This is a genomic window from Solwaraspora sp. WMMA2080, from assembly GCF_027497395.1.
In the GTDB taxonomy this organism is placed as follows: domain Bacteria; phylum Actinomycetota; class Actinomycetes; order Mycobacteriales; family Micromonosporaceae; genus Micromonospora_E.
The window spans coordinates 1230337-1248739 of sequence record NZ_CP114910.1; the positions used below are offsets into that span (position 1 = coordinate 1230337).

Genomic DNA, 18403 nt, shown 5'->3' on the forward strand with positions numbered 1-18403 from the left:
GTCAGGGCCCGAGCAGTGCTCTAACCTGGCCGGTTCTGCTGCTCGATGTACTGCGTCACGATGCTCAGTGGCGCGCCGCCGACGGAGCCGGCGAAGTACGAGCCGGACCAGAGCTTGTTGGCCCGGTGGTAGTGGCGTGCGAGGTCGGGGAACTCCTGCCGCGGGTGGCGCGACGGGACGCCCTTGAGTGAGTTGACCAGGCGGGAAACGGCGACTTTGGGTGGGTGGTCGACCAGCAGGTGGACGTGGTTGTGGCCGCCGTTGAACTCGACCAGTTCGGCCTCGAAGTCGCGGCATACGTCCCGCATGATGGCTTCCATGCGGGTCAGGTGCCGGTCGGCGAACACCGTGTGCCGGAACCTCGTCACGAAAACCAAGTGGACGTGCATCGCGAAGACACAGTGCCTGCCGGTACGGATACCCTCACCTTCTGCCATAGACCAACATGATATCGTGTGGTTCGTGCAGCTCCGGTACCAGTTCCGGGTCTACCCGACACCCGGCCAGCAGATCGCGCTGGCGAAGGCGTTCGGATGCGCCCGGGTGGTGTTCAACGACGGGCTGCGCGCACGGCGGACCGCCCACGAGCAGGGCCTGCCGTACATCTCGGACGCCGAACTGTCCAAGCGGGTCATCACGCGGGCCAAGACGACTCCGGAACGGGCGTGGCTGGGCGAGGTGTCGGCCGTGGTGTTGCAGCAGGCCCTCGCGGACCTCAACACCGCCTACCGCAACTTCTTCCACTCCGTGTCGGGCAGGCGTAAAGGCAGCATGGTGGCGCCGCCGAGGTTCCGGTCCCGTAAGGACAACCGGCAGGCGATCCGTTTCACCCGTAACTCCCGGTTCACGGTGCTGGACAACGGTCGTCTGCGGCTGCCGAGGATCGGCGACCTGGCGGTGCGCTGGTCCCGGTCGTTGCCGTCGGACCCGTCGTCCGTGACGGTCATCCGGGACGCCGCCGGGCGGTACTTCGCCTCGTTCGTCGTGCGGACCAGCGAGGACGAGCCGCTGCCCGAGGTGGACGCCGAGGTGGGGATCGATCTGGGGCTGACGCACTTCGCGGTCATGTCCGACGGCACGAAGGTCGCCGCACCCAGGTTCCTGCGCCGCGCGGCCCGCAAGCTCAAACGGCTGCAACAGGCCCTGTCGCGCAAACAGCGGGGCAGCAACCGCCGTGGGAAGGCCGTCGTGAAGGTCGCCAGGGCGCACGCCCGGGTGGCCGACACCCGGCGGGACTGGCAGCACAAGCTGTCCACGACGATCATCCGTGAGAATCAAGCGGTGTACGTCGAGGACCTGTGTGTCGTCGGTCTCGGCCGGACCCGGCTGGCGAAGTCGGTGCACGACGCCGGATGGTCGTCGTTCGTCGCCATGCTGGAGTACAAGGCGGCGAGATACGGGCGTACGTTCGCCCGGGTGGACCGGTGGCTCCCGTCCACCCGGATGTGCTCGGACTGCGGGCGCGTCAACGACAGGATGGCGTTGGACGTGCGGTCGTGGGTGTGTCCGTGTGGCGGTCACCACGACCGGGATGTCAACGCGGCGATCAACATCAAGGCCGCCGGGCAGGCGGACGTCAACGACCGTGGAGCGCGGGTAGGACCGGGACCCGTCCCGGCACCGCGCGGTGAAACGGTAACCCGCCAGAACGCTGCGCGTGTCACGCGCGGCGTGGCTGGAATCGCCGCCGTTTAGGGCGGCGAGGATGTCAATACGGTGCCGGCATCACCGTGGTCGCCCCGTACGCGGGTGTCTCCGGCGCCTGGTTCGGCACCACCCACCACTGCGGCCTCCGTCGCCACCAGCAGCGGCGGCGGCGTCGGAACCTCGGCCAGTACCTCGCCGCCGCCGGTCTGCACATCCACCGCCCGCCGGGCGATGGCCATCTGACGGCCCAGCAACCGCGCGTACCCCCAGGACGGCCGCTGCTCGGTGGCCCGGCCGGCGAACCAGGAGAAGTCCCAGCCCGCCACCGGCACCGCCGAAGCCTCGGCGATCAGCTCGTCGAACGTCGACACCGGACGAGTCTGACCCGCACCGGGCGACCCGGGCCACCGAGAATCAGTCCGGCCCACCCGCAGCCGACCCGGCTGACGCCGCCGCCCGGACACGCAGAAAGGCGTCCAGTTCGGCGGCGCCGGCGAGCATCGCCCGACCCCGCGCGGACAACCGGTCCCGCCAGACACGCAGCGTCGACTCCAGCGGGGCGACGCCACCAGCGGTACGGACCTGTGTGATCAACGGCGCGATCTGCGCCAGCAGATGGCCACCCCGGCGCAACTGGTGGATCAGCATCACGTCGCGCACGTCGGCGGCGTCGTAGACCCGGTACCCGGTCCGCCGGTCCCGGCCCGGCCGGACCAGATTGGCGGCCTCCCAGGCGCGTAGGGTGGCCGGGCGCAGACCGAGCCGGGCCGCCAACGGGCCGATGAACGTCCCGCCACGCTCGGGCGCGACCGGCGCCAGATCACGCAGCGCTGCCTCGACCGCCTGCACGGTACGCCGGTCGTCGACCAACTGGCAGTGGCTGTCGTCGACGAGCCGCAGCGCGTCGTCGACGGCACCCCGGTTCACCGCCCGCATGATCGATGTCGCCGTGGCGTGACCGTGCCCGGCGACCAACGCGAGGAACGCCCGCAGCGCCTGCGCGTGCACCGGCGTGTAGACCCGGTAACCCGCGGCGGTCCGCGCAGCCGCCGGCAGGACACCGGCCTGCTCGTAGTTGCGCACCGCCTGAGGGGACAGACCATGCTCCCGCGCCAGGTCCACCGGCCGCACAGCTACCTCACTGTTTGAAAGTTGACGAGGCATCCCAGCGCCAAACGCACACAAACCTTACACCGTTGTTTCAACGATACCGTTGAAGGAATGGATATCACGGACACCGCCCGTCCAGCCGACGCTGCGGGCATCTCGGCATTCCTGCGGTCGCTGCCCGCCCGACCCCTGCTGCTCGGCCTCGGCGAGGCCCGGCACTTCGTGGAGGAACTGGGCCAGCTGCGCAACGACATCTTCCGACACCTCGTCGCACACGAGGGCTACCGGTCGATCGCCGTCGAAAGCGACTGCCTGATGGGCCTCGTGGTCGACGAGTACGTCACGGCGGGCACCGGCACCCTCGACGACGTCATGCGCCACGGCTTCAGCCACCAGTTCGGCACCTCACCGGCCAACCGAGACCTGGTCAGCTGGATGCGGGCCTACAACACCGACCACGACGACAAACTACGGTTCCACGGCTTCGACGGCCCCCTGGAGTACTGGGCGGCCAGCCCACGCCAGGCACTCACCGGCCTGCACGACCTGCTCGACGACCCGCCGCCCGGCACCCGCGACACCCTCGACTCGCTGCTCGGCCCGGACGACCGCTGGTCCGACCCGGCCACCGTCACCGACCCGTCCCGGTCGATCGGCCGGTCCGCCGACGCCCAGCAGCTCCGGCTGATCACCGACGACCTGCTGGCGCTGCTCGACACCCAGGCGCCGCAGCTGGACCCCGCCGACCGCGAACGGGCCGAACTGTACGGGCGTACCGCCGTCGGCCTGCTCCGCTACCACCACGCGATGGCCGACCCGTCCCCCGCCCGAATCGCCCGGCTGTCGGCGCTACGGGACGCGATGATGGCCGCCAACCTGCGGGCCGTCGCCGACCACGGCCCCGCTCTGGTCTTCGCCCACAACCTGCACCTGCAGCGCAACCGCAGCGTCATGTCGCTCGGCGACCAGCAGCTGCGGATGTGGAGCGCGGGTGCGATCACCGCGGCCCGCCTCGGCGACCGGTACGCCTACCTGGCCTCCGCCCTCGGCACCCTCGGCGACGACACACCACCGCCGGACACCGTCGAAGGTGCCCTCGCCACGCTGCCGTGGGACACTTGCCTCGTCGACGCCCGCCGACTGGCCCGGACCCTCACCGCAGCCGTCCCACGGGTCAGCCCCGACTTCGCCTACTTCCCGCTGGACCCGGCGCAGCTCGACACGGTCGACAGCGTCGTGTTCGTCAACCACGTCCCGCGACCGGGCACACCGCGGTGACAGCGGGTGGGCGCACGCCCACCCGCTAACTCCTGCCGTCCCGTCGTCGGTGGTGTGCGCCGGCGCGACGGTGTGCCGCGCGCAGCAGGTCACGCACCACGGCGTCGGTGCGTGGACCGGGGTCGACCACCGCCAGCCAGCCGCCGGCACCGTACACGGGATGGGCGAACACGGTGTCGGCGGCGGCCGGATCGACCCCGGCCGGGGCGGCCCCGCGAGCCTCGTGCCCGGCGTGCCGCAGAAAATCGTCGCGTCCGACGGCGACGTTGAGCCGGAACACACCCGGCCGGTCCAGGCGCGACGTCGCGTCGCCCGGGTAGTCCTTGGTGACGATCGTGGCGAACGGCTGCCGCCGGGTCGGGACCGTGCCGTCGGGCGAGACGTAGAAGAACGTGTCGCCCCAGCTGATCGGCGGTGTCCCGTCGCCGGACGCCGGTCTGAGGGTCAGTACGTCGCCGAGGCCGGCGACGAACGCGATGATCTCGTCCTGGGTCATACCTGAAGCGTTACATTGCAGTGCTTATGGAGACTTCACGATCCCGAGCACAGGTATCCGAAACGGAAGGTCTCCACTCGACTCGAATGCGCACCGTCGACGTCGCCCGGCGGGCCGGGTACGGCGTTCAGCAGATCCGAAACCTGGAACGCGACGGCATCCTGCCGCCGGCGGCCCGTACCGCCACCGGACACCGGGTCTTCGGGGAACTGCACCTGCAGTCGGCGCTGGCCTACCGGGCCCTGGCTGCGGCGACCGGACCGGCCGAGGCCCGCAGGATCGTCCAGGCCGCCCACCGCCGCCCGGCCGACGGGATGCTCGCCCTGCTCGACGCCGCCCACTCCCGGCTGCACACCGAACGCGCCGACCTGCGACAGGCCCAGCTGGCGGCCCGGGCCATCACCGCCGAACCCATCGACGACGTACGCGGCTGCGACGCGATGAGCATCTCCGAGCTGGCCACGGCGCTCGGCGTACGCCCGTCGACGCTGCGGCACTGGCACGCCGAAGGCCTCGTCGTGCCCGACCGCGACCGGGCGGGCGGACCCCGCCGGTACACTCCGGCCCAGGTCCGCGACGCCCGCGTCGCGCACCAGCTGCGTCAGGCCGGCTACCGGGTCGCGCCGCTACGGGCCCTGATGCCGCGACTGCGCTCCGCCGGGCGGTCGGCCGACATCACCGCCGCGTTGGCGGTCCGCGACGCCGACCTCACCGGCCGGTCCCGGGCCCTGCTCGACGCCGCCGCCGCACTGGCCACCGTGCTCGCGCTCACCGCCGCCCCGGACCACGCCCCGTCGGTCGACCGGTCGGGTCCGGCCGGCCGACTACCATCGGTGTCGCCGCGACATGCACGTTCCGGGAGCAGCCGATGACCGTCGACGCCACGCTCGCCCGCATCAACGACGGGGTGCAGCTGCACCACCAGCGCAGTCAACGGGACGCCGCCCGTGACCTGTTCGCGCGGATCTGGGACGAGATCGGCGGGCAGGACGGGGATCCGCTGCACGTCTGCGTCCTCGCCCACGCGATGGCCGACGTGCAGGACGACGTGCACCAGGAACTGCGCTGGGACCAGCGGGCCCTGGCTGCGGCCGACCTGCTCACCGACACCCGGGTGGCGCAGGCCGGGGTGGCCGGCCTGTACCCGTCGCTGCACCTCAACCTCGGCGAGTGTCACCGCAAGCTCGGTGACCTCGACCGGGCCCGGGAACACCTGCGGTACGCGCAGGCGGGCGTCGACGCCCTGGGTGACGACGAGTACGCCCGGCTGATCAGAGCCGGCCTGGACCAGCTGACGCAGCTGCTGGCGTCCGGGTAGGAGCACCAGCTTACGGACGCCATCGAAGAACGTGACCGGATTACCGTTGAAATCACTCCGCGCGCTGACCGATACGCAGGACACTCAGGTACCGGCGTGCCGCTCGGTCGCCCATGCGGCTACGGATGCGCTCGGCGATGGCGTCGAGCAGCGGCTCGCGGACGTCGTGGTCGAGCCTGCGGTACGGCGACTGCGAGCGCAGGAGGTCGGCGAACCCGTCGCCGTCGAACCACTGGACGGTGGGGTACCAGCGCACGATCGTGGGGCCGAACAGGCTGCCGGGATCGTCGACCAGTCCCCAGCCCTCGTCGGTGCTGCGCACGTCGCCCTCAATCGGCGGACGGCCCCAGTCGGGATTGCCGGGGGAGAACAGTTCGTGGAGATCGGCGGTCTCGGCGTACACCTCCGGCTCGCCGGGCCGGCGGATGACGACGTGGCCGAGCAGCGCCATCCAGCCCCCGGGGTGGAGCACCTCGCGTGCTCGCCGCCAACCGATCGCAGGATCGACCCAGTGCCACGCTGAAGCTGCCACGAGGAGGTCGAAGCGTCGACCGCGGTCGTCCCACTCCTCGAACGTCGACGACTCGACGGTGACGTTGCCGAAGGTAGCGAGCCGTCGGCGAGCAAGCGCGGCCATACCCGCGCCCGGCTCGATGGCGGTCACCGAACACCCGAGCGCCGCCAGCGAACGCGTCGCCTGACCGGTACCGCAGCCCACCTCAAGCACAGGCGACCTCTCACCTAGGCCGGTGATGGTGACGAGGTCGGCGAACAACGGGGCGGGGTACCCCGGCCGGACCCTGTCGTACAGCTCCGGCACCTCGTTGAACACTTGACCGAGGCCACGTCGATCCGCGCCTGCCACCGCACCACCCTCGCCGAGACCGTCGCCGACGTGCCGATTCTGACCGACGGGCGCCCGCCACACGAGCTGACGCCAGACCAGAAACGTCCGGGCACCACATAACTGTCATTATGGTGTAGTGCTTGTCGGCGCCCGAGGCTCCGCTTGGATTATTGGATAGCCGTTTCCGATAATCCGATAATCCGGCGACAGGGTGCGGAGCGGCGCGGGCGAGCGTGAACCGCCATACTGGTCCGCCATGGACCTGGACGACTACCAGCGCGGCGCCCTGCGCACCGCCACGCCACGCGACAAGAACAACGAACTGCTCCACCTGGTACTCGGACTCGTCGGCGAGTCCGGCGAAATCGCCGAGAAGTTCAAGAAATGGGTCCGAGACCACGACAGCGACGAGTCCAGACTCGACCGGGCCGACATCGCCAAGGAACTCGGCGACGTCCTGTGGTACGTGGCGACCCTCGCCGCCTACCTCGACCTGTCACTCAACGACATCGCGACCGGCAACCTGGCCAAGCTGGCCAGCCGCCAGAACCGTGGCGTACTCGGTGGCAGCGGCGACAACCGCTGACCCGGCCCGTCCACCGTCCGGGCCGTACGATCAACGCATGGTCACCCGGCTGGCATGGGTCTCCGCCCACGAGGCACGCGGACACGACGAGGACGAACCGCTGGCCCTGCCGGCGCTACGGCAGGCCGGCCTCGCCGTCGACGTGGTGGTGTGGAACGACCCTGCGGTGCGGTGGGCCGACTACGACCGGGCCGTCCTGCGCTCGACCTGGGACTACCCGCAACGGCTCGGACAGTTCCTCACCTGGCTGGAAACCGTCGAACAGGTGACGGATCTGCGTAATCCGCTACCGATGCTGCGGTGGAACCTGGACAAGCACTACCTCGCTGACCTCGACCGGGCCGGGGTACCCGTCACACCGACCACGTTCGTGGAGCCGGGGCACCGTCCACACTTCCCCGCCGGCGACTTCGTGGTGAAACCGGCCGTCGGCGCGGGAAGCCGGCACGTCGCCTCGTACCGGCCGGCACAGCACGACGAGGCGTACGCCCACGTCCGCAGACTGCACGCCGCCGGCACCAGCGTGCTGGTCCAGCCACGACTCACCTCGGTGGCCGACGACGGAGAATGGCCCCTCGTCTTCTTCACCGGCAGGTTCAGCCACGCCGCGAACAAACGGGTCCTGTTGCCCCACACCGACCCGATCGACGACCTGTTCGCGCCGGAAACCAGCACGCCACATGTCGCCGACCCGGAACTGATCGCCGTAGCGCGCAAAGCCGTCGACACCGTCACCGACTCGTTCGGCGTCCCGCTCTACGCCCGGGTCGACCTCGTCCGCGACGACCACGGCCAGCCGTGCGTGCTGGAACTGGAACTGGTGGAGCCCTCCCTGTTCCTGCCCCAGACCACACCGGCCGCGCTCGAGCGTCTCGTCGACGCCCTGCAGGCCGACTGACGCCCGCGTCACCCTCCGCCGGTCCGGTCGCCCGGCAGATCCCGCACCACCCGCGCCGGGTTGCCGACCGCGAGCACCCCGGCCGGCAGGCTCCGGGTCACCACCGACCCCGCACCGACCACCGTGTCCCTGCCGATCTCCACCCCGGGCAGCACGATCACCCCGCCGCCCAGCCACACGTTGTCGCCGATCCGGACCGGCTCCGCGGACTCCCACTTGTCCCGGCGTGCACCGGCCGCGAGCGGATGAGTCGGCGTCAACACCTGCACGTTGCAGCCGATCTGCACATCGTCACCGACGCTGATGGCCGCCGCATCCAACGCCACCAGCCCGAAGTTGACGAAGGTACGGGACCCGACGCTGATGTGAACGCCGTAGTCGACCCACAGCGGAGGCCGTACCTCGGTATCCTCCCCCACCTCGGCGAACAGTTCGACGAGCAGTGCCCGGCGCCGCTCACCGTCACGCGCCGACGTGCGGTTGTACTCCTCAGTCAGATCCATCGCCCGCAGCGACATCTCGACCAGCTCCGGATCGTCGGCACGGTACAGGTCACCAGCGACCATCCGTTCCCGCATCGACCGCCCAACACCGCCAGAACCCACCAGCCGACCGTACGCCGCACAGCCGGAACACACCCCGCGAAGCAGCCGAAGTCAGACCTGCGGCCACCACGACGGCGGTACGCGTCAGACCGGCAACTACACTTCGGCGGCGATGGACACCCCGCCGCCGGACACCGATACCGCAACCCGGCCCTGCGCACACTGCGGCGCACCCGTACCGCAACGGGCAGCCGCCGGCCGCCCCTTCCGGTACTGCCGCGACAACGACGGAGCCTGCCAACGCGCCTCCCGCGCCAACCGGATGCGCCGCCGCGACGCCCCTGGTCTCGCCGGCCAGATCGCCCGCAGCTGGGAACTCGTCGACCGCCTCGACCAGATGGTCGGCACCCTCACCGAGACACTGCACGCCGAACTCTCCCCAGCCGGCGTCGACCGTCGCGTCGCCGAAGTCCGGGCCGAAGCCGCCGCCACCCTCGCCGCCGCCCAGGCCGAACGCGACGACGCGCGGCAGCTCGCCGAAGCCGCCACGACAGCCGCCACCCAGGCACAACAGGCCGCCGCGCAGGCCGCCGCCCGCGCCGAAACCGCCGAGGCACGCGCCGGAACCGCGACCGTCGAAGCCGCGGCGGCCCGCCAGCAGGCCGCGCAGGCACGGACGGAACAGGCCGCCGCGCAGCAGCGGGCTGCTGCCGCCGCCGCACTGCTGCGGCAGGCCGAACACGACCGCGACACCGTCCGTGAACAACTGCAACAACTGACCCGGCAACACGACGACGACCGGCGCGTCATCGACGAACTCACCCGGGAGGCGGCAGCCGCCACCGCCGCAGCGGCCGACGCCAGCGAAGCCGCACGCACCGCCGACGACCACCGCCGGCAGGCCGACATCCGCGCCGACCGGGCGGGCGCGCAAGCCGAAGCCGCCCGGGCCGACGCCGCTCAGGCGCGCACAGACGCCGCCGCCGCAGGTGAAGAGCTGCACCGGGCCCGCGCCGACATCGACCAGTGGCAGCGGCGCGCCGATGCGGCGCGACACCATGCCGACACCGCCCGCGTTGACGCCGACACCGCCCGGGCGGAGACCGCAGCCGCCGTCGCCCGCGCCGAACAGGCCCGACACACCGCGACGGAACTCGCCGCCACGCTCGACACCGCCCGGGCCGAACGTGACAACGCCCAGAACCGGGTCACGGAACTGTCCCGTCAGGTCAGCGACCTCGCCACGGCGCTGGCAGCGCTCAGCACCGCCCAGCGGCCGGTCGACAAGCCACCGGCGGCGCCGGCACAGTGACCTACATCGCATCAACATCGTCACCGATGTGCCAGACTTCGTTAACGCCGTGTTTCACCCCGGCGGCGACGGCGTCCGCGCACCAGTGACACGGCAGCAACGAGCATCGGCCGGATACGCTCGCACACGTCCGGGCGCGGGCCCTGCCGCTACCAGGCAGCGTCCGCTGACAGCGGGAATCGCCCGCCCCGGGCACATCGTTACACCTGAAGACCAGCACCACGACCGAGGGGATAGCCGATCATGGGCGAGCGCATGCTGCGCGGAAGCCGTCTGGGAGCAGTCAGCTACGAGTCCGACCGCAACACGGAACTCGCGCCGCGCCAGACCCGCGAGTACCTCTGCGCCAAAGGCCACCAGTTCGAGGTCCCGTTCGCCGTCGACGCGGAGGTGCCGGTGACCTGGGAATGCAAGTTCGACGGCAGCGTCGCCCGGCTGGTCGACGGCAGCGAACCGGAGCAGAAGAAGGCCAAGCCGCCACGCACCCACTGGGACATGCTCCTGGAACGGCGGTCGATCGCCGAACTGGAAGACATCCTGGCCGAACGTCTGCAGGAGGTCCGCAACCGGCGCGGCGGCGTCTGACCCACCCGCCCCCGCCGACCGGCGGGCAGACCAGACACCCGACGCCCCTGATGCCGTACGCCGGCGTCAGGGGCATCGTCACGCTCCCGCCCCGCGTTGCCCGCTCACCGCGGCGGGTCGACGATCTCCCCTTCGATCGTCGGACCACCCGCAGCGGTTTGCTGCGCGGAACCGTCCACAGACCCCGCCGGCGGCGAACCGGACGCCGACGGCGACGGCGGCGGCGGCGGCGGCGGATACACCCGCACCCGGCGCGGCCCGAACATCTCCGCCGCCGCCGCCGACGACATCCGCCGCTCCGCAGCGACCTGAACCCGCCGCCGCACCACCCGCCGCACCTGCGGCACCGCCAACACACCACCGAACACGCCACTGACCAGCCCCGGCGACGCCAACAACACACCAGCGACCAACCCGAGCAGACCATCACTGACCTGCTCGCCGGGTGGGCGACCGGACTGCGCCGCCGCCCGGAAACTCCGCCAGGCGCGCGTCCCTTCCCGACGCAGCAGCGCCATACCTGCCAGGGAAGCGGCCAGCACCAACAGCAACGCCCACCCGTAGCCGATCTGATGGGCGATCAGCAGGAAAACGGCGACCTCCAGCACCAGACCGGCCGCCAACGCCAACGGGATCAACCGCACTCCCCGGCGCATGTCACCTCCTGCGAACGTGGCGTCACGTCACCTGTCCAGCATCATGGCACGCGCCGTCGTCACGGCCAGCGCGCCGACGCCGTGTCGCGACGCCGGCCGGTCAACCCGTCCCGGCGGGCCCGAACCCCCCAGACGGTCACCCGCCACAACGCCTCCCGCACGATCGACGCGCTCATCTTGCTCGCGCCCTGCTCCCGCTCCGCGAACGTGATCGGCACCTCGACGATGCGGAACCCCTCACGGTGCGCCCGCCAGGTCAACTCCACCTGGAACGAGTAGCCCTGCGACGACACACTCGCGTAGTCGATCTTGTCGAGCACCGCGATCCGGTACACCCGGTAACCACCGGTCGCGTCCCGCACCGGCATACCCAGCGCCAACCGCGTGTACAGGTTCGCCCCCTGCGACAGCACCCACCGGTGCCGCGGCCAGTTCACCACCTCACCGCCCGGCACCCACCGGGAACCGATCACCACGTCGGCGTCCCGCGCCGCGTCCAGCAGCTGCGGCAACTGCTCCGGAGCATGCGAACCGTCAGCGTCCATCTCGACCACCGCGTCGTAGCCACGCTCCCGCGCCCAGCCGAACCCGGCGACGTAGGCCGCGCCGAGACCCTGTTTCCCCGGCCGGTGCAGCACATGCACCTGGCCGTCGGCCGCAGCCAGCTCATCGGCGACCGCCCCGGTACCGTCCGGCGAGTTGTCGTCGGCGATCAGCACGTCGACCTGGGGCACAGCGTCGCGGATCCGGGCGGTGATCAGACGTACGTTCTCCGCCTCGTTGTAGGTGGGAACGACCACCAGCACCCGACCGACACCCGGGTAGCCCTCCGGGCCACCGCCCGCCGACACCGCCTCGCTCACCGTACCTCCGTATCCGAACTGACCACCCGCCGCCGCAGCCACACCGCGGCGACCAGCACCGCGCCGGCGAACACCACCAGCACCGCCTCGGGCCAGAAACCCATCCGAGTCGCAAGAGTACGCGTCGCCCCGAGCTCGAGCTCACTCACCACGGCGGCCGCCGTGTTGAACCGGGTCGGCTGCGACACCCGCCCATTCTGATCGACAAACGCTGATATGCCAACGGTCGACGCCATCAACCCGGCCCGACCATGCTCCACCGCCCGCAACCGCACCATCGCCAACTGCTGCGCCGCCTCGGCCTCATTGAACGTCGCGTTGTTCGTCTGCACCGCCAACACCTGTGCACCACCGGTCACCGTGTCACGGACCAACCCGTCGTAGGCCACCTCGAAACAGATGATGCCGCTGACCGCCACCGGACCCACCCGCAGCACACCCGGCTGCGAGCCGGCCACGAAATCCGCCCGGACCAGATCCACCTGATCGGTGACCATCCGCGCCAACCGCCGAAACGGCACATACTCAGCGAACGGCACCGGATGCCGCTTCACGTACACCTGCTCCACGTCGCCACCGGAACCCGGCTCCCACACCAGGCTCACGTTGCGCACCTCCCCGGCACCGGGCCCGTACGCCAACGCACCCACCAGGATCGGCACCCCGATAGCCGCCGCCGCCTCATCGATACTCGCCGCCGCCCGCGGGTCACGCGTCGGATCCACGTCGCTGGCGTTCTCCGGCCACACCACCAGATCCGGCGCCGGCACCTCACCGGCCGCCACCTGCCGCGCCAACCGGACCGTGCCCTGCACATGGTTGTCCAACACAGCCCGGCGCTGGGCGTTGAAATCCAACCCCATCCGCGGCACGTTGCCCTGCACGAGCGCTACCACCACCGAACCCGACGATCCGCCCCCCACCGGCACCAAGCCACCCACCAGCAGCACCAGCACCGCCGCACCGACACCCCCGGCCACCGGCGCCAAACCTCGCAACGAACGCCAGGAACGCCACACCCCCGCAGCCAACACCCCACCGGCCACCGCCACCACGAACGTCACCAACGGCGCCCCACCCACCGCCGCCCACGACAACACCGGCGAATCACCCTGACTGAACGCCAACCGCCCCCACGGGAACCCACCGAACGGCGTCCGACCCCGCAACGCCTCCTGCCCCACCCACAACAACCCGGTCACCACCGGCCACAGCACCACCCGGCGACGATCCACCACCGGCGACACGAACGCCGCCACCGCACCCAGCAACGCCAGGTAACCGGCCTGCAACCCCGACAGCAACACCCACGGCAAACTGCCCGTGTGCAGATTCGTCCAACTCAGCAACGGCGCGAAGAACACCACCCCGGCCACGAACCCCAGACCCGCACCCGCCCGCAACCGACGCCGATGCACCGCCACCGACAACACCGCCACCCCCACCGGGGCCGCCCACCACCAGCCGTACGGCGGAAAAGCCACCAGCAGCGCCGCGCCCGACAACACCGCCAGACCGATCGCCCACGGCAACCCCAACGGGCCACCCGCCGCCGCGACCGCCGCCGGCCCCGACCGCACCGGCGTCACCGCCGCATCCACCATCGCCACGTCGAGCCCCACCCGCCAGGCCACCACCCGCGGCAGCCACCGATCCATCCGACGAAGGCTACCGGCAAGCCCGCCCGACCGACGACGACAGCCACAGCCGGCGACGCACCGCCCACCGAACGAGAAATCGGGGCGCGGCCGATCCGGCCGCGCCCCGCGCTCCCAGGCCCCTCCCCCGCCGATGCGGCAGGACGACCGTACGGCGACCTTCGGACCGGCCAACCGGGAACTGGCTGCCCCCGACGGACCGTTGTCTACTGGCCCCGCACGACCACCTGCCCGTACACCGGAAAGTCGCGGCCGGTTCGCGCCGCCTCGCCGACCCTCGCCCACTGGACCTGGCCGATGCGGACACCACCCGTGGCAATCCACGAGCGGCACAACCACACTGCGACAACAGTCGCTCGGCCAGCGGACGAAGAAACGAAGCGAACAACAGCCGCTTCCCGTGGTAGGACTCAAAGACGGTACGCGGGCCACCCCCGGTGCTGTCAACCCGGCCCAGGAACATCGACCACCGCCACCGGCGTGTCATCACCGGCGTGTCACCGGCCGCCCCCGCTCACCCCACACCGGCCGCCGCCCGATCCGCCGCCACGAAGATCTCCCGCCCCCGCAGCACCGTCCGCAGACACCGCGGCAACGGCGTCGGATCCGCCGGCCCGCGCAGCGCAGGATCCTCCGCCACCAGGACCGGCAGGCCGTCCGCCGACACACCCGCCGGCGTCTCCCACACCGCGAACGTCGCCGCCGCCCCCAGCGCCAACGCCCCCTCCTGCGCGGTCTGCACCACACCCGGCGGCAACGCTCGCCAACCGCCCCTGGTGTGCGCGGCGAACGCCGACCGAACCGCCAACCGTGACGCCGGATTGAAGTGCGAAACCGCAGCCCGCACCCCACCCCACGGATCCAGCGGCGTCACCGGCGAGTCCGAACCGAATGCCAACGTGACACCCACCCCGTGCAACGCCCCGAACGGATTCGACGCCAACGCCCGGTCCACGCCCAGCCGCGCCGCGTACATCTGACCCTCACCACCCCACAACCGGTCGAACGCCGGCTGCACGCTGGCCACCACCCCGAACTCGACGAACGCCCCGATCACCCGCTTGTCGACCAACTCGACGTGCTCCACCCGGTGCCGGCCGGCCCGCAGCCGCTCCATCCCGACCTCGCCGGCCGCCACCGCGAAACCGTCCACGACCGCCGCCACCGCCGCGTCACCGATCGCGTGGAACCCGCCCTGCACCCCCGACCGGACACAATCCACCAGATGCGCCGCGACCTGATCGGCGTCCAGGAAACAACTGCCACAGCCGCCGCCGTCGACGTACGGCTGCGACAGGTACGCCGTCCGCGACCCCAACGCGCCGTCGGCGTACAGGTCACCACCGGCGGCCACCGCACCCAGCTCCCGTGCCCGCGCCGCGCCCAGAAACTCCCCCCAGTACCCGTACACCTCCGGCAGGCCGTCGCCCGACATCGCCAGCACGGAGACGAAGTCGGACTCCGACGACGTCTGCGGACCGCCGCACTCGTGCACCGCCGCGATACCCGCGCCGGCCGCCGCAGCCAACGCGGCCCGCTGCGCCGCCGCACGCTGCGCCGGTGTCAACGACCCGAACGCCACCGCCCGCACCGCGTGATGGTCGTCCTCCCGCACCCACCCCGGCGGATCGGAGCGTTCCGCCAGACCCGGCACCGCCGCCAGCATCTCCGACGACACCAGCGCCGAATGGATCGACGCCTGAGACAGGTACACCCGCCGACCGCCCGACGCCGCCGACAACTGCCGCGCGTCCGGCGGCACCGGCCGCTGCCACGTCGACTCGTCCCACCCGTGCCCCAGCACCACCGCGTCCGGCGGCAGCCCCGCCGCGAAGCCGGCCACCCGGTCGACCAGCTCGGCCGGGGAACGCACCGACGACAGATCCAGGCCGGACAGCACCAGGCCGGTGTCGGTCGCGTGCACATGCGCGTCGACGAAGGCTGGAGTCACCAGCGCGCCGGCCAGGTCGACCACGACGTCCGCCGTGGGCGCGTCCGTGTCCGCGCCCAACCAGCCGATCCGGCCGTCGCGCACCAGCAACGCCGTCGCTCCCGGCACCGCCGGGCAGTACAACCTGCCGCCCCGGTACAGGACCACGGGCAGACCGGCCTCCGAACTCACCGTACGAGTCGTCATCTGCTCAGTCTGCTCCCCACCTGCGCGGGAGACGACAGCTGCCCACCGGAGCCACCGATCGACAACCGAATCACCACCTAGCACCTAGCAGGACCGGAAGACTTACGGCAGACTAGTCAACACACAGGAAATTATCCAGGAGTGCGGTACGCCCCACCGGACGCACCGAGCCAGGAGGACCGATGCCGCAACCCACCTCGGCGAACAGCCCCGGAACCACCCCGACGCTGCCCCAGCCGTACGAATACCAGCGCCGCGAACTCGTCGAACCCGACTGGACCCGACTACCCGGCTGGCGCGAGGTCACCCCCGAACAGTGGCAGTCCGCCCAGTGGCAACGGGCCCACTGCGTCAAGACCGTCGCCCAACTGCACGCCGTCCTCGGTGACCTCGTCGACGACGACTTCTACGCCGAACTCGGCGCCGATCAGAGCCGTCACGCCACCATGTCCATGCTGGTCACCCCGCAAATGATCAACACGATGGTGCCGGGCGGCGCACCCGACGGCGACTCCCTGCGGGCCGACCCCATCCGGCGCTACATGCTCCCGCTGGCCAGCGACCGCCGGACCGACTGGCCGTCCCACCCGTACGCCAGCCGCGACTCCCTGCACGAACACGACATGTGGGTGGCGGAAGGACTGACCCACCGCTACCCGACCAAGGTCCTCGCCGAACTCCTCGCCACCTGCCCGCAGTACTGCGGCCACTGCACCCGGATGGACCTGGTCGGCAACTCCACCCCGACCATCGACAAACTCCGCCTGACCCTCAAGCCCACCAACCGCTACCAGGCGCACCTCGACTACCTGCGCGGGCACCCCGGAGTTCGCGACGTCGTCGTCTCCGGCGGCGACGTGGCGAACCTCCCCTGGCGGCACCTCGAAAGCTACCTGCAGAGCCTGCTGGAGATAGACAGCATCCGGGACATCCGGCTGGCCACCAAGGCACTCATGGGCCTACCCCAGCACTGGCTGCAGCCCGATGTCGTGGCCGGCCTGGAACGCGTTGCCCGCACTGCCGCCAGCCGCGGCGTCAACCTCGCCATCCACACCCACGTCAACCACGTGCAGTCACTCACCCCGCTGGTCGCCCGGGCCGCCCAGACCGCGCTCGACGTTGGCATCCGCGACGTCCGCAACCAGGGGGTGCTGATGCGCGGCGTCAACGCCGACCTGCACAGCCTGCTCGATCTGTGCTTCGCGCTCCAGGGCGAAGCCGGCATCCTGCCGTACTACTTCTACCTCTGCGACATGATCCCCAACGCCGAGCACTGGCGGGTCCCGGTCTGGACCGCGCAACAGTTGCAGCACGACCTGATGGGCTACCTGCCCGGCTACGCCACCCCACGGATCGTGTGCGATGTGCCGCTGGTCGGCAAGCGCTGGGTGCACATGCTGACCGAGTACGACCGGGAGCACGGCATCTCGTACTGGACCAAGAACTACCGCACCTCGCTCGACGGCACCGACGACGACCTGGGGCGGCGGTACCCGTACTACGACCCCATCGACACGCTGCCGGAGTCCGGACAGCGGTGGTGGTCCCGGCAACGGACGACCACCACCGGCTGATCCGGCCCGCTGCTCGTCAGCCGCCGAACGCGTCCCGTACGTTGCGGCCGGCGTCCTTCGCGTGCTCCCCCGCGTCCTTGGTCCGGGCCTTGCTCGCCTCGGTGGCGCCCTCGGCTCGCATCTGCTCGTTGTCGGTCGCCGCGCCGTAGCGCTCCTTCGCCTGGCCCTTGAGCTCCTCGGCCTTGTTGCGTGCCTTGTCGGTCATGCCCATGGTCGATCACTCCTATCGCGGTACTGACCGGACGGTTTCCGTCCGTGCTTCCTGCATGCCCGGCGTGGTGGGCTTCAAACGGTACGGGGGTCGGTGCGTGCCTGCGGCTGTGTAGGAGGATGCTGGGCACAGCGTCTAGCGCGTCCTAGGATGATAGGAAAGGGCTGGGTCTCGCAGTCCTGGCAGGGGACAAGCGGCAGCAGAGTCAGGACCCGTTCAGACTCAGACCAACTTTGGTGGACGCGACTCGTACGGGGTGGACAGCACCACCGTCGTCCGGGTGGTGACGTTCGCGGCCGTACGGATCTCCTGCAGCAGCCGTTCCAGGTCCGCCGGACTCCCCACCCGGACCAGCAGCAGGTAGAAGTCCTCCCCCGCCACCGAGTAGCAGGAGTCGATCTCCGCCAGATGCGACAGCCGTTCCGGGGCGTCGTCCGGCTGGGAAGGGTCGAACGGCCGGATCGCGACGAACGCGCTCAACGGCAGCCCCACCGCCTCGTACGACACCCGGGCGGTGTAGCCGTTGACCACCCCGCGCTGCTCCAGCCTGCGCACCCGCTGATGAACCGCCGACACCGACAGGCCCACCCGCTCGGCCAGCTCGGTGTACGACACCCGGCCGTCGGTGGTCAGCGCGGCGACGATAGCCCGATCAGTCTCTTCCACGGCGAGAAACCTACCG

General features: G+C 70.9%; 21 protein-coding genes. 9 read left to right on the forward strand and 12 right to left on the reverse strand.

Going from position 1 to position 18403, the window contains the following annotated elements; all coding sequences use genetic code 11:
• Positions 1–20: 20 nt before the first annotated feature.
• Entirely contained in the window at positions 21–437 is a 417-nt protein-coding gene (tnpA, locus tag O7543_RS05470) for an IS200/IS605 family transposase (RefSeq protein ID WP_281567353.1), read from the reverse strand.
• A gap of 16 nt (positions 438–453) precedes the next feature.
• Here tnpA and O7543_RS05475 point away from each other — a divergent pair, with 16 nt between their 5' ends.
• Positions 454–1695, forward strand: coding sequence for a transposase (locus O7543_RS05475; protein ID WP_281567354.1), 1242 nt, complete (start codon positions 454–456; stop codon positions 1693–1695).
• Here O7543_RS05475 and O7543_RS05480 read toward each other — a convergent pair.
• Together O7543_RS05480 and O7543_RS05485 are read right to left on the reverse strand one after the other, a co-directional pair.
• Positions 1692–2018 (reverse strand): hypothetical protein, encoded by a 327-nt coding sequence (locus O7543_RS05480; RefSeq protein WP_281554847.1) that lies wholly within the window; start codon positions 2016–2018, stop codon positions 1692–1694. The genes O7543_RS05475 and O7543_RS05480 overlap by 4 nt on opposite strands.
• A 43-nt stretch (positions 2019–2061) precedes the next feature.
• Positions 2062–2811 (reverse strand): MerR family transcriptional regulator, encoded by a 750-nt coding sequence (locus tag O7543_RS05485; protein ID WP_281554846.1) that lies wholly within the window; start codon positions 2809–2811, stop codon positions 2062–2064.
• A gap of 57 nt (positions 2812–2868) precedes the next feature.
• Here O7543_RS05485 and O7543_RS05490 point away from each other — a divergent pair, with 57 nt between their 5' ends.
• On the forward strand, positions 2869–4035 hold the full coding sequence (locus O7543_RS05490) for an erythromycin esterase family protein (RefSeq protein WP_281554845.1): 1167 nt from the start codon (positions 2869–2871) through the stop codon (positions 4033–4035).
• Between the two features lie 25 nt (positions 4036–4060).
• Here O7543_RS05490 and O7543_RS05495 read toward each other — a convergent pair whose 3' ends face one another.
• Positions 4061–4531, reverse strand: a complete 471-nt coding sequence (locus tag O7543_RS05495) for a DUF6194 family protein (RefSeq protein WP_281554844.1) — start codon at positions 4529–4531, stop codon at positions 4061–4063.
• 86 nt (positions 4532–4617) lie between these two features.
• Here O7543_RS05495 and O7543_RS05500 point away from each other — a divergent pair, with 86 nt between their 5' ends.
• Complete coding sequence (locus O7543_RS05500) at positions 4618–5403, forward strand: MerR family transcriptional regulator (RefSeq protein ID WP_281554843.1); 786 nt, start codon at positions 4618–4620, stop codon at positions 5401–5403.
• Positions 5400–5849 carry a hypothetical protein gene (locus tag O7543_RS05505; protein WP_281554842.1) on the forward strand — a complete coding sequence of 150 codons (450 nt, stop codon included), beginning with the start codon at positions 5400–5402 and terminating at the stop codon, positions 5847–5849. The genes O7543_RS05500 and O7543_RS05505 overlap by 4 nt, the downstream gene beginning before the upstream one ends.
• Before the next feature lie 52 nt (positions 5850–5901).
• Here O7543_RS05505 and O7543_RS05510 read toward each other — a convergent pair whose 3' ends face one another.
• The gene (locus tag O7543_RS05510) at positions 5902–6681 is read right to left on the reverse strand and encodes a class I SAM-dependent methyltransferase (protein ID WP_281554841.1); all 780 of its coding nucleotides are present in this window, start codon (positions 6679–6681) and stop codon (positions 5902–5904) included.
• A gap of 271 nt (positions 6682–6952) precedes the next feature.
• Between O7543_RS05510 and O7543_RS05515 the strand changes: the two genes are divergently transcribed.
• Both O7543_RS05515 and O7543_RS05520 read left to right on the forward strand, forming a co-directional pair.
• Positions 6953–7282: a nucleoside triphosphate pyrophosphohydrolase family protein gene (locus O7543_RS05515; RefSeq protein ID WP_281554840.1), complete on the forward strand. Its 330-nt coding sequence runs from the start codon at positions 6953–6955 to the stop codon at positions 7280–7282.
• Between the two features lie 37 nt (positions 7283–7319).
• Positions 7320–8180 (forward strand): hypothetical protein, encoded by an 861-nt coding sequence (locus O7543_RS05520; protein WP_281554839.1) that lies wholly within the window; start codon positions 7320–7322, stop codon positions 8178–8180.
• Positions 8181–8188: 8 nt separating this feature from the next.
• Here the strand turns inward: O7543_RS05520 and O7543_RS05525 are convergent, their stop codons facing one another.
• On the reverse strand, positions 8189–8785 hold the full coding sequence (locus O7543_RS05525; protein ID WP_348650077.1) for a sugar O-acetyltransferase: 597 nt from the start codon (positions 8783–8785) through the stop codon (positions 8189–8191).
• A 112-nt stretch (positions 8786–8897) separates the two neighbouring features.
• Between O7543_RS05525 and O7543_RS05530 the strand changes: the two genes are divergently transcribed.
• Together O7543_RS05530 and O7543_RS05535 are read left to right on the forward strand one after the other, a co-directional pair.
• Positions 8898–10037, forward strand: coding sequence for a serine/threonine protein kinase (locus tag O7543_RS05530; protein WP_281554838.1), 1140 nt, complete (start codon positions 8898–8900; stop codon positions 10035–10037).
• 243 nt (positions 10038–10280) lie between these two features.
• Positions 10281–10622 carry an RNA polymerase-binding protein RbpA gene (locus O7543_RS05535; protein ID WP_123601539.1) on the forward strand — a complete coding sequence of 114 codons (342 nt, stop codon included), beginning with the start codon at positions 10281–10283 and terminating at the stop codon, positions 10620–10622.
• Positions 10623–10726: 104 nt separating this feature from the next.
• Here the strand turns inward: O7543_RS05535 and O7543_RS05540 are convergent, their stop codons facing one another.
• The 4 genes from O7543_RS05540 to O7543_RS05555 all read right to left on the reverse strand — a co-directional run bounded on the left by O7543_RS05540 (position 10727) and on the right by O7543_RS05555 (position 15936).
• Entirely contained in the window at positions 10727–11278 is a 552-nt protein-coding gene (locus O7543_RS05540; protein WP_281554837.1) for an FxsA family protein, read from the reverse strand.
• A 59-nt stretch (positions 11279–11337) separates the two neighbouring features.
• Complete coding sequence (locus O7543_RS05545; protein WP_278169043.1) at positions 11338–12141, reverse strand: polyprenol monophosphomannose synthase; 804 nt, start codon at positions 12139–12141, stop codon at positions 11338–11340.
• On the reverse strand, positions 12138–13745 hold the full coding sequence (gene lnt / locus O7543_RS05550; protein ID WP_281555582.1) for an apolipoprotein N-acyltransferase: 1608 nt from the start codon (positions 13743–13745) through the stop codon (positions 12138–12140). Before lnt ends, O7543_RS05545 begins: the two co-directional genes overlap by 4 nt.
• 568 nt (positions 13746–14313) lie before the next feature.
• Positions 14314–15936: an amidohydrolase family protein gene (locus tag O7543_RS05555; RefSeq protein WP_281554836.1), complete on the reverse strand. Its 1623-nt coding sequence runs from the start codon at positions 15934–15936 to the stop codon at positions 14314–14316.
• 182 nt (positions 15937–16118) lie between these two features.
• On the opposite strand from O7543_RS05555, the gene O7543_RS05560 reads away from it, so the two are divergent.
• A complete protein-coding gene (locus tag O7543_RS05560) occupies positions 16119–17510 on the forward strand; it encodes a lysine 2,3-aminomutase (protein WP_281554835.1) in 1392 nt (463 codons plus the stop codon).
• Between the two features lie 16 nt (positions 17511–17526).
• Here O7543_RS05560 and O7543_RS05565 read toward each other — a convergent pair whose 3' ends face one another.
• Together O7543_RS05565 and O7543_RS05570 are read right to left on the reverse strand one after the other, a co-directional pair.
• Positions 17527–17721 (reverse strand): CsbD family protein, encoded by a 195-nt coding sequence (locus tag O7543_RS05565; RefSeq protein ID WP_281554834.1) that lies wholly within the window; start codon positions 17719–17721, stop codon positions 17527–17529.
• A 222-nt stretch (positions 17722–17943) separates the two neighbouring features.
• Positions 17944–18387 carry an Lrp/AsnC family transcriptional regulator gene (locus O7543_RS05570; protein WP_281554833.1) on the reverse strand — a complete coding sequence of 148 codons (444 nt, stop codon included), beginning with the start codon at positions 18385–18387 and terminating at the stop codon, positions 17944–17946.
• Between the last annotated feature and the right edge of the window lie 16 nt (positions 18388–18403).

Excerpts from the sequence above, each read along its gene's own strand:
- tnpA (WP_281567353.1), bottom strand. The coding sequence starts at position 437 with ATGGCAGAAGGTGAGGGTATCCGTACCGGCAGGCACTGTGTCTTCGCG.
- O7543_RS05485 (WP_281554846.1), bottom strand. The coding sequence starts at position 2,811 with ATGCCTCGTCAACTTTCAAACAGTGAGGTAGCTGTGCGGCCGGTGGAC.
- O7543_RS05490 (WP_281554845.1), top strand. The coding sequence starts at position 2,869 with ATGGATATCACGGACACCGCCCGTCCAGCCGACGCTGCGGGCATCTCG.
- O7543_RS05495 (WP_281554844.1), bottom strand. The coding sequence starts at position 4,531 with ATGACCCAGGACGAGATCATCGCGTTCGTCGCCGGCCTCGGCGACGTA.
- O7543_RS05500 (WP_281554843.1), top strand. The coding sequence starts at position 4,618 with ATGCGCACCGTCGACGTCGCCCGGCGGGCCGGGTACGGCGTTCAGCAG.
- O7543_RS05505 (WP_281554842.1), top strand. The coding sequence starts at position 5,400 with ATGACCGTCGACGCCACGCTCGCCCGCATCAACGACGGGGTGCAGCTG.
- O7543_RS05515 (WP_281554840.1), top strand. The coding sequence starts at position 6,953 with ATGGACCTGGACGACTACCAGCGCGGCGCCCTGCGCACCGCCACGCCA.
- O7543_RS05520 (WP_281554839.1), top strand. The coding sequence starts at position 7,320 with ATGGTCACCCGGCTGGCATGGGTCTCCGCCCACGAGGCACGCGGACAC.
- O7543_RS05530 (WP_281554838.1), top strand. The coding sequence starts at position 8,898 with ATGGACACCCCGCCGCCGGACACCGATACCGCAACCCGGCCCTGCGCA.
- O7543_RS05535 (WP_123601539.1), top strand. The coding sequence starts at position 10,281 with ATGGGCGAGCGCATGCTGCGCGGAAGCCGTCTGGGAGCAGTCAGCTAC.
- O7543_RS05540 (WP_281554837.1), bottom strand. The coding sequence starts at position 11,278 with ATGCGCCGGGGAGTGCGGTTGATCCCGTTGGCGTTGGCGGCCGGTCTG.
- lnt (WP_281555582.1), bottom strand. The coding sequence starts at position 13,745 with ATGGTGGATGCGGCGGTGACGCCGGTGCGGTCGGGGCCGGCGGCGGTC.
- O7543_RS05555 (WP_281554836.1), bottom strand. The coding sequence starts at position 15,936 with ATGACGACTCGTACGGTGAGTTCGGAGGCCGGTCTGCCCGTGGTCCTG.
- O7543_RS05560 (WP_281554835.1), top strand. The coding sequence starts at position 16,119 with ATGCCGCAACCCACCTCGGCGAACAGCCCCGGAACCACCCCGACGCTG.
- O7543_RS05565 (WP_281554834.1), bottom strand. The coding sequence starts at position 17,721 with ATGGGCATGACCGACAAGGCACGCAACAAGGCCGAGGAGCTCAAGGGC.